General features: G+C 68.0%; 14 protein-coding genes. 7 read left to right on the top strand and 7 right to left on the bottom strand.

Features of this window, described 5'->3' with window-relative positions; genetic code table 11:
* Nucleotide 1 precedes the first annotated feature (1 nt).
* Entirely contained in the window at nucleotides 2-784 is a 783-nt protein-coding gene (locus tag N0D28_RS00835) for an enoyl-ACP reductase FabI (protein WP_260560531.1), read from the bottom strand.
* A gap of 113 nt (nucleotides 785-897) precedes the next feature.
* Here N0D28_RS00835 and N0D28_RS00830 point away from each other — a divergent pair, with 113 nt between their 5' ends.
* The 7 genes from N0D28_RS00830 (at nucleotide 898) to N0D28_RS00800 (ending at nucleotide 7,189) form a co-directional block, all read left to right on the top strand.
* Nucleotides 898-1,878: an AAA family ATPase gene (locus N0D28_RS00830; protein WP_260560530.1), complete on the top strand. Its 981-nt coding sequence runs from the start codon at nucleotides 898-900 to the stop codon at nucleotides 1,876-1,878.
* A gap of 134 nt (nucleotides 1,879-2,012) precedes the next feature.
* Entirely contained in the window at nucleotides 2,013-2,537 is a 525-nt protein-coding gene (locus N0D28_RS00825) for an ankyrin repeat domain-containing protein (RefSeq protein WP_260560529.1), read from the top strand.
* 41 nt (nucleotides 2,538-2,578) lie between these two features.
* The gene (locus tag N0D28_RS00820; protein WP_260560528.1) at nucleotides 2,579-3,652 is read left to right on the top strand and encodes a DUF58 domain-containing protein; all 1,074 of its coding nucleotides are present in this window, start codon (nucleotides 2,579-2,581) and stop codon (nucleotides 3,650-3,652) included.
* Nucleotides 3,649-5,664, top strand: a complete 2,016-nt coding sequence (locus tag N0D28_RS00815; protein ID WP_260560527.1) for a transglutaminase TgpA family protein — start codon at nucleotides 3,649-3,651, stop codon at nucleotides 5,662-5,664. The genes N0D28_RS00820 and N0D28_RS00815 overlap by 4 nt, the downstream gene beginning before the upstream one ends.
* Nucleotides 5,665-5,710: 46 nt before the next feature.
* Nucleotides 5,711-6,016, top strand: a complete 306-nt coding sequence (locus N0D28_RS00810) for an SH3 domain-containing protein (protein WP_260560526.1) — start codon at nucleotides 5,711-5,713, stop codon at nucleotides 6,014-6,016.
* On the top strand, nucleotides 6,013-6,651 hold the full coding sequence (mqnB, locus tag N0D28_RS00805; protein ID WP_260560525.1) for a futalosine hydrolase: 639 nt from the start codon (nucleotides 6,013-6,015) through the stop codon (nucleotides 6,649-6,651). Before N0D28_RS00810 ends, mqnB begins: the two co-directional genes overlap by 4 nt.
* A gap of 1 nt (nucleotide 6,652) precedes the next feature.
* Nucleotides 6,653-7,189: a GNAT family N-acetyltransferase gene (locus tag N0D28_RS00800; RefSeq protein WP_260560524.1), complete on the top strand. Its 537-nt coding sequence runs from the start codon at nucleotides 6,653-6,655 to the stop codon at nucleotides 7,187-7,189.
* A 10-nt stretch (nucleotides 7,190-7,199) separates the two neighbouring features.
* Here N0D28_RS00800 and N0D28_RS00795 read toward each other — a convergent pair whose 3' ends face one another.
* The 6 genes from N0D28_RS00795 to N0D28_RS00770 form a co-directional block, all read right to left on the bottom strand.
* Nucleotides 7,200-7,940, bottom strand: a complete 741-nt coding sequence (locus N0D28_RS00795; RefSeq protein WP_260560523.1) for a monofunctional DNA glycosylase — start codon at nucleotides 7,938-7,940, stop codon at nucleotides 7,200-7,202.
* 149 nt (nucleotides 7,941-8,089) lie between these two features.
* A complete protein-coding gene (locus tag N0D28_RS00790; protein ID WP_260560522.1) occupies nucleotides 8,090-8,320 on the bottom strand; it encodes a hypothetical protein in 231 nt (76 codons plus the stop codon).
* Between the two features lie 122 nt (nucleotides 8,321-8,442).
* Entirely contained in the window at nucleotides 8,443-10,434 is a 1,992-nt protein-coding gene (gene tkt / locus N0D28_RS00785) for a transketolase (protein WP_260560521.1), read from the bottom strand.
* A 512-nt stretch (nucleotides 10,435-10,946) separates the two neighbouring features.
* On the bottom strand, nucleotides 10,947-11,348 hold the full coding sequence (locus N0D28_RS00780; RefSeq protein WP_260560520.1) for a DUF6006 family protein: 402 nt from the start codon (nucleotides 11,346-11,348) through the stop codon (nucleotides 10,947-10,949).
* A 160-nt stretch (nucleotides 11,349-11,508) separates the two neighbouring features.
* Nucleotides 11,509-12,792: a DUF4127 family protein gene (locus N0D28_RS00775; RefSeq protein ID WP_260560519.1), complete on the bottom strand. Its 1,284-nt coding sequence runs from the start codon at nucleotides 12,790-12,792 to the stop codon at nucleotides 11,509-11,511.
* Between the two features lie 49 nt (nucleotides 12,793-12,841).
* Nucleotides 12,842-13,369, bottom strand: a complete 528-nt coding sequence (locus tag N0D28_RS00770) for a M23 family metallopeptidase (protein WP_260560518.1) — start codon at nucleotides 13,367-13,369, stop codon at nucleotides 12,842-12,844.
* Nucleotides 13,370-13,407 lie beyond the last annotated feature (38 nt).

Raw genomic sequence — 13,407 nt, 5'->3', positions numbered from 1 at the left:
GTTACTCCATCTTCATCGCCATGACGCTGCTGCCCGCGTCCACATACACGACCTGCCCGGTGATGCCGCTGGCGAGGTCACTCAGCAAGAAGAGCCCCAGCTTGCCGACTTCCTGCGAGGTGGCGTTGCGCCCCAACGGCGCGGCCTTGGCGGCCTGGTCGTACATGGTCGAGAAGCCGGGGATGCTGCGGGCGGCAATGGTCCGCATCGGCCCGGCACTGATGGTGTTGACACGCACACCCCTCCCGCCCAGCTCGGCGGCGAGGTAGCGGGTGGCAGCTTCCAGGGCCGCTTTCGCCACGCCCATCACGTTGTACTTGGGCACCACCTTCTGCGAGGCGTGGTAGGTCAGGCTGATGACGCTGCCGCCTTCATTAAGCAGCGGTTCGGCGTGGCGGCAGATGCTCACCAGGGTGTAGGCGCTGACCGACAGGGCGGTGTTCCAGTCTGCGGGCGTGGTGTCGAGGAATCTGCCCTCCATCGCCTCGCGCGGCGCGTAGGCAATCGAGTGGACCACCGCGTCCAGCGTGCCGAACTCTGCCTTGACGGCGGCAAACAGGGCGGTCAGGTCGTCCTCGCTGGTGGCGTCGGCCTGCCGGAGCAGCGTGCCGGGATAGTCCCTGGTCAGCTTTTCGAGTTCGGGTTTCAGGCGCTCGCCCTGGTAGCTGAAGGCCACCCGAGCGCCCGCCGTCAGCAGTTGCTCGGCAATCGCCCAGCCGAGGCTGCGGGCATTGGCGACGCCCATCACCAGTGCCGTTTTGCCGCTCAGATCAATTGAAATCATACCCAGAGTGTAGCGGGCCAGACACAGTTCAGGAGCGTAAGTGTTTTGGCAGACGCGCCCCGCTAGGCTGGAGGGATGAGTGCCCTCCTCCGGCCCGCCCACTCCCGCCGTCCATGACCCGCACCCTGTCCAGTTTGAGCCGTGCCAGTGCTGAGGGCGGCGTCGGCCAGCCGGATGCCGGACTGAGCGCCCTGGTTGCCGCCACCCTGGCGCAGCTCGACCGGGTGATTCTGGGCAAGTCCGGACAGGTCAGATTGTCGCTGGCCTGCTTGCTGGCGGGCGGTCACCTGCTGCTCGAAGATGTGCCGGGCGTCGGCAAGACCACCCTGGCGCAGGCCATCGCTGCCAGCCTGGGGCTGCATTTCTCGCGGCTGCAATTTACCAGTGACCTGCTGCCCGCCGATCTGCTGGGCGTCAGCATCTACGAACCCGCCGCCCGCGAGTTCCGCTTTCACGAGGGGCCGGTGTTTACCCAGCTGCTGCTGGCCGACGAGATCAACCGCGCCACCCCCAAGACCCAGTCGGCCCTCCTGGAAGCGATGGAGGAGCGGCAGGTCAGCGAGGGCGGCACCACCCGGCCGCTGCCCTCGCCCTTTTTCGTGATCGCCACCCAGAATCCGGCCTCGCAACTCGGCACCTTCGCGTTGCCCGAGTCGCAGCTGGATAGGTTTTTGATGACCGTCTCGCTGGGCTACCCCGATCCCCGTGCTGAGCGAGAGCTGCTGCTGGCCGGGGGCCGCCGCGACGCCGCGCGTGAACTCAGCGCCGTGCTGACCCCGCACGCGCTGCTGGCCGCCCAGGAGTCGGCGGCGGCGGTGCACGTCTCGGGTGCGCTGGCCGACTACGTGCTGGCGCTGATCACCGCCTCGCGCGCCCATCCCGATGTGCAGGCGGGCCTGAGTCCGCGCGCGGCGCTGGGACTGCTGGCGGCAGCGCGGGCCTGGGCCTGGCTCGCAGGGCGCGCCCATGTGCTGCCCGAGGACGTGCAGGCGGTGTTCGGCAGCGTGGCCGCCCACCGCTTGCTGGGCCGCGCCACCGGAGCGCCGAGTCCGGCGGTGGCTGCGCAACTGCTGGGCGTGGTGGCGATTCCCTGAGCTGCCGGGCCGCCTGGATGATGAAGCGGTAGCGGAGGCTGGCTGCACCGGCTTTCATCCGTCTTTGCTTTGATAGTGCTTATGAACCGGGCCGCGCACCTCACCTTTCCGGCCCGCTCAAGGAGCTAAACACCATGACCGACCACCCACCCACCCCCGACGCCGAAACGCTCGCCTTCCTCCAGTCGGTCTTTGAACTCGTCCGCGCCGGGGATGCCGATCAGCTTGGGCCGCTGCTCGACCAGGGGCTGCCCGCCAACCTGCTCAACCAGAAGGGCGACAGCTTGCTGATGCTGGCCAGCTATCATGGCCACCTGGAGGCCACCCGGCAGCTGCTGGAACACGGGGCCGACCCCGAACGCGCCAACGATCAGGGCCAGACCCCGCTCGTCGGCGCGGCGTTTAAGGGCAATCTGGAGATGGCCGAGCTGCTGCTGGATCACGGAGCCGACACTGAGACGGCAGGTCCTGGCGGCAAGACCGCACTGATGATGGCCGCCATGTTCAACCGCACCGAGATGGTGGGCTGGCTTCTCTCGCGCGGCGCGAACCTGCATGCCCGCGACGTGGGCGGCCTGTCGGTGGCCGACGCCGCCCGGCTGATGGGTGCGCAGGACACGGCTGCCCAGCTCGACGCCTTGCTCAGTCAGGCTCCATAACCCCGATCCCCCACCGAGGATGACCCCATGACCCCGACCCTATGACGCAGCGCCCCGCTTCTCTCCCTCCGTCCAGCGGCCTGCGCGAACGCCTCAGCGGGTGGGCCAGTGACGACGGCAACGCCGACCAGGGCCTGGGCATCACGGTGGCCCCCGCCACCCACTTCTCGAAGGGGCCGCGCGTGTACCCGACCCGCTTTGGCGCGGGGTTTCTGTTCACGGCGCTGCTGACCCTGATCGGCTGCGTCAACTATCAGCTCAGCCTTGGGTATCTGGTGACCTTCCTGATGCTGGGGCTGTGGGTGTCAGGTGCGGTGGCGGCCTCGCGCAGCCTCAGCGGCCTGAGACTCAGTGCCGCGCCGCCGGACACCGCCTGGGCCGGGGAAGAAGCGGCCTTTGCGGTCAGGGTGCAAAACCCCTCGGACCAGGCCCGTGCCCGGCTGCGCCTGCGTGCCCACCGCCCGCGCTCGGCGACCATCACGCTGCTCGACGTGGCGGCGCAGGCCGAGACCACCGCGCCGGTCATGATCGCGGCTCCCCGGCGCGGCCCGCTCACGTTGCCGCGTCTGCGGCTGGAGGGCCGCGACGCCCTGGGCCTGTGGCGCGGCGTGACCTACCCGCTGCTGAGCGCCGAGGCGCTGATCTACCCGGCTCCTGAAGCGGACGCGCCGCCGCTGCCGGGCACGCGGGCCAGTGAGGGCAGCGGGGCGAAGCGGGCGGCGGGCCAGGAAGAGTTTGCGGGTGTCCGGCCCTACCTGCCCGGCGACGCGCCCCGGCAGGTGGCCTGGCGGCACTCGGCCCGCACCGGCGACCTCCATACCAAAGTCTTCGACGTGCCGCTCAGCCTGACCCTGTGCCTGGACTACGCCGAGTTGCGTGGCCTGGACCCCGAGGCCCGCTACTCGCGTCTGAGCGCCTGGGTGCGGCAAGCCCGCCAGCACGACGTCCGCTACCGCCTGGAACTGCCAGACCGGATGGTGGAGGAGGGGAGCGGCGAGGCCCACTCGCGCCGCGCCCTGAATGCCCTGGCCCTCTCGCAACCGTCTGTCTCACAAGCGGCCCGGCAAGGCGATCAACCGAACGGCCTGCCCGAGCGTCTGGCGGGCCGACCATGACCTTCAGCGTTCAACTGCCGCGCAACCGGGCGGCCCAGCCGTCTGCGCCCGCGCCGCTGCCGCTGCCTGCCCTGCTCGCCATGCTGGCGGCGCTGACGCTGTGCTCGCTGCCCTACGTCACGCGGCTGCCCTGGTGGGCCAGCTTGCTCACGGCGCTGCTGCTCGCCTACCGGGTGGGGGTGGCCCTGAAACGGGTGCCAGGATTGCCCGTCCTCGCCCAGTCCTTACTGCTGCTGTTGATCGCGCTGACGGCAGGCTGGGGTCTGCTGGCAGCCTTCGACACCTTACTGGGGCGCGACGGCGGTACGGCCATCCTGGTGGTCCTGATTGCCCTCAAGGCGGTGGAAACCCGCAGTGGGCGCGACATTCAGACGCTGGCGCTGCTCGGCTTCTTTCTCACTGTGACGCACTTCTTCTATGCCCAGGACACCCTGACCGCCGTTCACGCGCTGCTCTCGGTCACGGGGCTGTGCGCGGCCCTCACGCTGTGGGAGCGGCCCGGTGGTTTTGCTGGCGGTCTGTCTGGGGCACCTGCGGCGGCCACGTTCGGGTCGGCTCTGGCCCACTCCGTGCCGCTGCTGCGCTCGTCGGGCGGCGTGCTGCTGCGGGCGCTGCCGCTGGCCGCCGCGCTGTTCGTGCTGTTCCCGCGCCCCGACAGCCCGCTGTGGCAGATGCCGGTCAGCGGCAGCAGCAGCGCCTCGGGCCTGTCAGATACGGTTAATCCGGGCGGCATCAGCAGCCTGGCGCTCAGTGACGAGGTCGCCTTCCGGGCGCAGTTCGACGGCTCGGCACCGCCTGCCGACCAGCTCTACTGGCGCGGCCCGGTGATGGAGTTCTTCGACGGCGAGACCTGGCGCTTGGGCGGCAGCCCCCGCCAGTTGCCTGATGTGACTTTGCGCGGCCCGGTGCGAACCTACACCCTGACCGTCGAGCCGCATCAGCGGGCCTGGGTGCTGGCCCTGGACGCGCCCGCTTCGTTGCCCGACGGCACCTTCATCACCCAGAATCTGCAAGTCATCAAGCCCAGCCGGATCGGGGCGCGTACCCGTTTCAAGCTGAGCGCCGCCACCGACTACAGTTACGGCATCAACGCCGATCCGGCCTGGCTGATGCGCAACCTGCAACTGCCCGAGCGCTCCAACCCGCGCCTGCGCGACCTGGCCAGGAGCTGGCTCAACCTGCCGCCCGCCGAGCGGGTCCAGGCAGGCCTCAAAGTGTTCCGGCAGGGGGATTTTGCCTACACCCTCAATCCGCCGACGCTGCCCACCGTCAACGGGATGGACGCCTTCGTGTTCGGCACCAAGCGGGGATTTTGCGAGCACTACGCCAGCGCCTACGCCATCATGATGCGGGCGGCGGGCGTTCCGGCACGGGTCGTCACCGGCTACCAGGGCGCGGAAGCCAACGGCAATTACCTGATCGTGCGCCAGGCCAACGCCCACGCCTGGACCGAGGTGTGGCTGGCCGGGCAGGGCTGGCTGCGGGTCGATCCGACGGCCACCGTCTCGCCGGACCGCATCGAGCAGGGCGTCTCGGCGCTCAAAGGTGCGCCGGGGCTGGCGGCGGGCCAGGGCGGGCTGCTCTCGGGCCTGAGTCTGCGCCTCGACGCCCTGCAAAACCTCTGGAACACCTGGGTGATCGGCTACGACGGCGCGCAGCAGCGCCAGCTCTTTGCCAAACTCGGCCTCGGGCAGCTCGGCGACTGGCGGCTGACCCTCTTCGGCACGGCGGTGATCGGGCTGGCCTTCGTGCCGCTGCTGCTGCGCCGCCGCCCGCCCACTGAGCCGCTGGCCGCCGCCTACGCGCTGCTGGCCCGCCGCCTGGGCCTGCCCAGAGAGCCGCACGAACCCGGCAGCGCCTACGCCGAGCGGGCCGCCGGGCAGCACCCCCGTCAATCCGGGCGCATCCATGAGCTGATCGGCGAGTACCAGCGTCTGCGCTACGGCACGGAGCCGACGGCGGAGCAGGTGCGGGCCTTTGTGCAGGCGGTCCGGAGCTTCCGGGTGCGCTGAAGCTCCCAGGTTGCCCCATCAGCGCTGCCGCGCCCACAATGTCGGTATGAAGCCGATGTTTACGACTGTGTTGATGCTCGCCCTCGCTGCGCCTGCCGGGGCCAAAGACGCGCCGTTCGTCTTCCAGGCCGACGCCGTGACCCGTCACAACACCAACCTGCGGGCTGGGCCGTCGCTCAAGGCCAGAGTGCTGACGGTGATTCCTGGTGGTCAGACCGTTCAGGTGGGCCGCTGTGACGAGTGGTGTCCGGTGAAATATCAGGCCGGGAATAAGACCTACGCCGGATACCTCTATGCCGAGTTGCTCAAGCGCCAGTTGCTGCCGATCATCACGCCGCAGAACCGACGGTGAAACGCGCCCTGCTGGTGGTGGCGACGGCGGGCGAGGCCAAGCGCCTGAGCGCCCTCGCGGTGGGCAGTGTCGAAGTCCGGGTGGTGATCAGCGGGGTCGGCCCGGTGGCGGCAGCGCTCTCTACCCAGGCGGCGCTGGCCGATCTCAGGTGCGATCTGGTCGTCAGTGCGGGCATCGGCGGCGCGTTTGCCAGCAGCGGTCTGAAGGTGGGCGACGTGGCCCTGGCCTCCGAGATCGTGCAGGCCGATCTGGGAGCCTGGGACGGTGAGCAGTTTCTGCCGCTCGCCGGGCTGGGGTTGGAAGTCGCGCCGGGCAATGCGGGACGCTTTCCATGCTGGCCCGCTGGACTTGGGCTGGACTTGCCCTGCGGCCCCTTCGTCACCGTCAGTAGCGTGACCGGCAGCGCGGCGGGAACAGAGGAACTGCGGCGGCGGGTGCCGGGCGCGCTGATTGAGGGCATGGAGGGTGCGGGAGTCGCCCACGCCGCTCTGCTCGCGGGCGTGCCGGTCACCGAGGTGCGCGGCGTCAGCAACTTCGTGGGGCCGCGTGACCGCGCTGCCTGGCGTATCGGGGAGGCGTTGGCGGCGCTGGACGTGGGCTTGCGGCGGGTGCTGGAACGGCTGGCGGCGGGCTGAGTTGAACTCCCTCCCCGACCTCACCCTGCGTTCCCGCCTGCCCGAAGACCTAGCTACCCTCTACCGCTGGATGTACGCCGAGAAAAATCCCGAATGGCAGCGCTGGGACGGGCCGTACTTTCCCAAATCCAACGCCGCACTCAGCTTTGAAACTTACGCTGAGCGGGCCGTCACGAATCCCTGGGACGCTGATCAGCGAATCATCGCTTTGGATGGCCAGTGCATCGGCAGTGTCAGCCGCTCCGAGGAAGAACCGGCGGGCGGCGGCTGGTTTGAGCTGGGCATCGTCATTTTCGACCCGGCCCACTGGGGCAGCGGCCTGGGGAGACGGGCGCTCAGGCTCTGGACGGCCCGCACTTTTGGGGAAACGTCCGCCCATGTCATCACCCTGACCACCTGGAGCGGCAACCAGCGCCTGATCCGCGCCGCCGAGCGCAGCGGCTACCGCGAGTGCGCCCGCATTCCCGAGGCCCGCACCTGGGACGGCCAGCGCTGGGACAGCGTGAAGCTGGCGGTGCTGCGGCGCGACTGGCGTTGATTGTTGCGGCTCAGCTCTTGAACGCCGGAACCTTGCCGTCGTAAATCTGGTGGGCGTCGCACAGGTCCTGCAAAATGCAAACCCCGCATTTTGGGCGGCTGAAATGACACACCTGCTGGCCGTGCCTGAGCAGGTTGATGTGCAGCTCATACAGCAGCGGTGGGTCGGGCGGCAGCAGCCCCAGCAGCACCTTGTGGGCCGCCTGTTCGCCCATTTTGGCAATGGCCCCGATGCGCGAGGTGATGCGGTGAACGTGGGTGTCCACCGGGAAGACCGGCTTGGCGTAGTTGAACAGCAGCACCAGTGAGGCGGTCTTGACGCCCACGCCCGGCAGCGCCGTGAGCCATTTCAGCCCCGCTTCCGGCGTCATGTCCAGCAGAAAATCGAGGTCGTAGCCGCCACGCTCGGCCTTTACCGCTTGCAGTGTGGCCTGAATGCGCGGGGCTTTTTGTTCGGGGTAATTGCTGCGCCGGATGGCGTGGGCCACCGCCTCGGTCGGCGCGGCCACGATGTCGTCCCAGTCGCCCAGGGTGCGGAGTTCCTCGTAAGCCGCATCCTCGTCCTGCGCGTTGGTGCGCTGCGAGAGGATGGTGCTGATGAGTTCGTGCATCGGCTCACGGCGTGGGTCGAGCGGCCGGTCGCCGTACTCGGCCCGCAAGCGCCCGTAAACCTCCAGCAGCAGGGCTGCGCGCTCCTCTGGGGAGCGGTTGACGTTGAGATCGGCATTGGACTCGGTGGGCAGCTCGGGCATCGGTTTTCAGCTTAGGACTGAAGGGAGCGGGTGTGGTGGGCCGTCCGCTTTCGAGTTTCTCAATATGCCTTCTGTGACTCCTGCCAGCACCAAGAAAAACCCCGGCCCTGCCTGTTCGTAGGCGGGGCCGGGTCAAGACGCTGAGCGAACTACTTGCGGCCGCTGCCCTCAGCGTTGCCCGCCGCGCTGCTGAGGTTCGCGCCCTCGCCCGGCACCTCGTCACGGCCCCCCTCGGCAGGGTCGGCACGGTCAGCGGTGTCCACCCCGCCGGTGCCCTTACCCCTGTCCTCGGCAGGAATGGGGTGGCTCTGGCCCTCGGCAGGAGAGGTGTCGCCGGGGTCGCTGCTGATCTGGGTCGATTGCTTAAGTTCGTCGGTCATGTTCCCATCATGCGCGGGAGCCGAAGCCAGGAAGTTCAAGGCAAGGTGAAGAGGACTTGGGGTTCGCGTCGCACCAAAAAAGCCGCCCCCGGAATCGGAGACGGCCTGATCTGGTGCTCCATTCAGCCTTGCAGTACGCCCCTGACCACCTTGCTGATGTTCGCCACGCTGAAGCCGAATTTCTCGAACAGGATCTTGGCTGGGGCAGAAGCGCCAAACGTGGTCATGCCCACCACCGCGCCGTCCAGGCCGACCCACTCGTACCAGGGTTGCAGGGCCGCCGCCTCGATGCCGACCCGCTTGACGCCGGGCGTCAGGATGCTGTCCTTGTAAGCCTGGTCCTGCTGGCGGAAGGCTTCCATGCACGGCATGCTGACCACCCGCGCCCCGATACCCTCACCCGCCAATGAATCAGCGGCCTCAATGGCGAGTGAAACCTCGCTGCCCGACGCCACCAGAATGATCTGGGCGTTCTCGGCGTCCTTGACCACATACGCGCCCTTCTGGACGCCGCTGTAATTGCGCGGCAAGATCGGCAAATCCTGGCGGGTCAGGATCAGGGCGGTGGGGCCATCGGTGCGCTCCAGGGCCACCTGCCAGGCGGCGGCGGTCTCGTTGGCGTCGGCGGGGCGCATGACGTAGCTGTTGGGCACGGCCCGCAGCATGGCGAGCTGCTCGATGGGCTGGTGGGTGGGGCCGTCCTCGCCCAGTCCGATGCTGTCGTGGGTCAGCACATAAATCACCGGCTGCATCTGAATGGCCGACAGGCGGTAGGCAGGCTTGAGGTAATCGGCAAACACCAAAAAGGTGCCGACCATCGGACGCAGGCCACCGTAGAGGCTCAGGCCGTTGGCGATGGTGCTCATGCCGAACTCGCGCACCCCGAAGTAGATGTTGCGCTCGCCCAGGTCGTCCGGCTGCATGGCTCCGGAAGCCTCGATGGTGGTCTTGGTGCTGCCCGACAGATCGGCGCTGCCGCCGAGCAAGCTGGGCACCTTGGCGGCAATGGCGTTGATGACCTTGCCGCTGGCCGCGCGGGTCGCCATCGGCTTGCCGCCCGCCTCGAAGCTGGGCAGGGTGTCGGCGAAGTCGGGGGCCAGCTTGCGGGCGATCATGGCGTCGAGTTCGGCGGCCTCCGCTGGGTAGCCCTCGCGGTACTTGTCCATGATCTCGTTCCAGGCCGCTTCCTGCTTGGCCCCGCGCTCGGTGGCGTCCATGTGACTGGCGACTTCCTCCGGCACCGTGAAGGGCGGGTAGTCCCAGTGCAGCGCCTTCTTGGTCTCGGCCACGCCCTCCTCGCCCAGCGGTTCGCCGTGCGCTTTGCTGGTTCCGGCCTTGGGGCTGGCGTAGCCGATGATGGTCTTGACCTTGATCAGTGTGGGGCGGCGGGTATCATTGCGGGCCGACTCCAGGGCACTCCTGATGGCGGTCAGGTCGTTGCCGTCGTGGACTTCCAGCACCTGCCAGCCGTAGCTCTCGTAGCGCAGCGCGGTGATGTCGGTGAAGGTCTTGGAGGTGCCGGTGTCGAGCTGCACGTCGTTGTCGTCGTAAAGCCAGATCAGCTTGCCGAGTTGCAGGTGGCCCGCCAGTGAGGCGACCTCGTGGTTGACGCCTTCTTCGAGGTCGCCGTCACTGACCATGCCGTAAACGTAGTTGTCGAAAATCTTGAGGCCCTCTCTGTTGAACCGGGCGGCCAGATGCGCTTCGGCCATCGCCATGCCCACCGTCATGCCCGCACCCTGGCCGAGCGGCCCGGTGGTGGCGTCCAGTCCCGGCGTGTGGAAGAACTCCGGGTGGCCGGGCGTCTTGCTGCCCCACTGCCGGAAGTTTTTGAGGTCGTCGATGCTCAGGTCGTAGCCGGTGAGGTGCAGCAGCGAGTAGATCAGCATGCTGGCATGGCCCGCCGACAGCACGAAGCGGTCGCGCCCCAGCCAGTCGTGGTGCTTGGGGTTGTGGCGCAGGAAATCCTGCCACAGCACGTAGGCCATCGGAGCCATGCCGAGCGGCGCGCCGGGGTGGCCGCTGTTGGCCGCCTGCACGCCGTCGATGCTGAGGGTACGGATGGTGTTGACGCTCAGTTGCTCCACGGACTGCTGGGTTGTCTGGCTTGTCATGGCCCCAGTTTACCGCCGCTTGCCGCTGCGGGGCCGCGCTGTCTACCTTGAACAACCATGCCGGGACGCGCTTCCGGGCCGTTTTGCCCGCACCAGACTTTGCCCGCAGCAGATACGAAAAAACCCGCTTGCTGGCGGGCCGCTGTTCTCGGTTATCTGAACTTGATGTAACAAAGAATAGCGCGGTATGCGGGCGAAGTCAAATTCATGCACTGAAATGCGGACGAAACGTTGCATATTCAGTCCCCAGAAAGCGGCTCCAGGACTTCATTTTGGCCGTGAGCCAGCAAAACCCCTGGACAGCTGGTGTTGGGAACGGCGATATTCCTTCAGATCGGAGCAGATGAGTATGCAACGTCTCCCCTGAACAAGGCTCAAGGCGCATCCAAAAACACCGGTACAGACGAATTTTTTTCTTGGCAGAGTTTTGTCCGCATTTCAGTACACTCCGGATTCTGCCGGGCAAAGGAAAGCCGCCTGCCTCGCTGGGGCAGGCGGCTTCCAGCTTCGGCTCAGCCCTGCCCCTGCGAGCATTGCAGCGGGTAGGTGTTGCCGCGCCAGATGGTGTTGCCGGTTGCCACGCCAGTATTCGGGTCGTAGCGTAGAAACCATCGGGTGTTGTCGCCGGTGTAGGTAAAGCGCAGGTCTGATCCCGAGGCGCTGCGGTTGACCAGCTTGACCCAGGGGCCGCTGCCGTCCTTGAACCAGCCGCGCACTGCCACGCCCGATGAGCTGGAGCAGACGTTGCCGCTGCAACTGGTCTGCGGATCGTCCACGACCTGCCAGACCATCCGGGCAGCGCGGTGGTCGATGACGCAGCTCCAGTTGCCGAAATACCAGGCGCTGGCGACCTGTGAGGCGTGCGAGGTGGCGGTGACCGTCAAGAGGGCCAGGGCAATCAGGGTGCGTTTCATGGGGGTGCCTCCTGAGCGCGGAGGCTGCTGGCGTCGCTGAACTGGGCCGCGCCTCCTTCGCTCATGCCCAAGAGTGTGCGGCCCGCCCTGTCCTGTTGTCTTGAGGCCAGCTTGTCCCGGCGACTGGGACCGCCCAGCGGGACAGGGCGTGGCAGCCCGGCTACGGCAGCGGCTTCAAGTCGAACTGCCACTCGAAGGACCGGTCCCAGGGAAACGAGGCGTCGGCCAGGGCGTAGGTCTGCGCGAAGTGAATGGGGAAGTCCTTGCGGGCCAGCGCCAGGGCCACCTGCGAGGCTTTTGGGGTACCGAGTTCGGATTCCGGCAGCGCCTTCCGGATTTGGGGGCGGAGCTGGGCGCTGTAGATGACGTCGTTGGTGTACTCGCGGGCCAGCAGGGCGTCCTGCTTGAGGGGATCGGCTCCGCTCAGATCGAGCTTGGCGTGGGCCAGGGCTGAGCCGAGGTTGTTGCCGGGGGTGCCCCAGGCGGCCAGCGCCGCCAGGTTCTCGGGACGGCGCAGGGTGGTCAGGTCAGTCCAGAGGGCCGGGCTGCCCTGGTTGACGGCGTTGACATCCACCACCGCCACCTTGCCCTGCCTGAGCAGCGCTGAGATTCGCAGGGCCGCCTTGCGCGTATCGCCGCCGTTGTAGACGTACAGCGTCAGCGGCGCACTTTCCCCGGTGGCGGCCAGCGTGAAGCCGGTGGCCTGGGCGTGCAGGGCCACGCTGCGCGAGAGGGCGATGCCCTCGTACTTGATGACCGCGTCGGCCTTGTCAGGCGCGCTGTACTCGACCCGCACCCGCGCCGGTTCGGGCGAGAGGGCGCGGGCCACTAGGCTGCTGAGCACCTCGTCCGCGCCGGGATAAACCAGCACGTTGGCAGGCGCGCCCTTGGCCAGCGCCGCGCCTTCCTGCGGGGCGGGTGAGCCGGGCAAAGCGTCGTCCCAGGTAATGTGCAGCTCCTTGAAGGTGCCGTCGGCGGCCCACTGGAGCATCACTTTGGCCACCGCCAGATTGCGCGCCCGATCGGTGGCGTCGGGCGCACGTGGCAGGGTGATAAAGGCGTAGATGGGCTGCTTCTGGGCGGCCTTGGTCCGCAGCACTGCCAGCCGTGCCAGGGCCTCCTCAGCGCTGATTGGTGAGGTGCGCGACTGCACCAGCCCGCCGTAGGCCAGCGCGTCGAGTGAGACGATCAGCGGCAGGCCCTGCGGCGTCGTCTGGGCTGCCAGCCAGGCTTCTAGGGCCGCTTCGTCCGCGCCGTGCTTGGCGACCCCCAGCAGCCACTGGGGGGCCAGCCGCACGTCCGGGCTGATCAGGCCAGCAATGTCGGCGGGCAGGGTCGAGGTGGCCGGGCGCGAGTCGAGCGGCAGCAGAATCTGGGCCGGGGCCAGCGGAGTACCCAGCAGGAAGGTGGCCAGGAGAGGCGTCAAAAAGCGGCGGCGGATCATCCGTCTACGCTAGCGGGGCAAGGTGAGGAGCAGCCCAGGCGGGCGCATTTTATTCGCTCAGCCAGCTCTTTTTCAGCAGCGGGTACGGGTTGACGGCCCCGCTGCCCTCGTAAATACCGTAATGCAGGTGCGTTGGTGTGCCCGCTGCGTTGCCGCTGTCGCCGACGTAGCCCACCACCGCGCCCGCCTTGACCCAGTCGCCGCGCTTGAGTTTGGCGTAGCGCTCCAGATGGGCGTAGTAGTGCCGCGCCCCGCCCGGTCCCAGGAGCATGACGGTGCGGCCTCCGAGGGTGTCGGGGCCGACATTGAGCACCTTGCCGCGTGTGGTGGCGCGAACCGGCGTGTTCCTCGGCGCGAAGATATCTACCCCCTCGTGCCGCCGCCCCTGGCTGCGGGCCCCGCCCCAGGTGTCGGCAAAGCGCACGCCCGGCAGCGGCAAGGGCAGACTGGAGGGCGTCGGCAGAGGAGCCGAGAGCAGTGCCGCGTAGCGCTGGGCCTGCTGCACCAGGGGCCAGACAAAGTAAAGGCCAGCGGTGAGCAGAACCAGCGTCAGCAGCCAGCCGAGAAGACGGCGCATAGAAGACGAGTCTGGCCTGCAGGCGTGAGGCGGGCTTG

Origin of the sequence: Deinococcus rubellus (assembly GCF_025244745.1) — a bacterium.
Taxonomy (GTDB): Bacteria; Deinococcota; Deinococci; order Deinococcales; family Deinococcaceae; genus Deinococcus; species Deinococcus rubellus.
The sequence above is the reverse complement of the archived record's forward strand: the minus strand, read 5'-3'. Positions and strand labels throughout refer to the sequence as shown.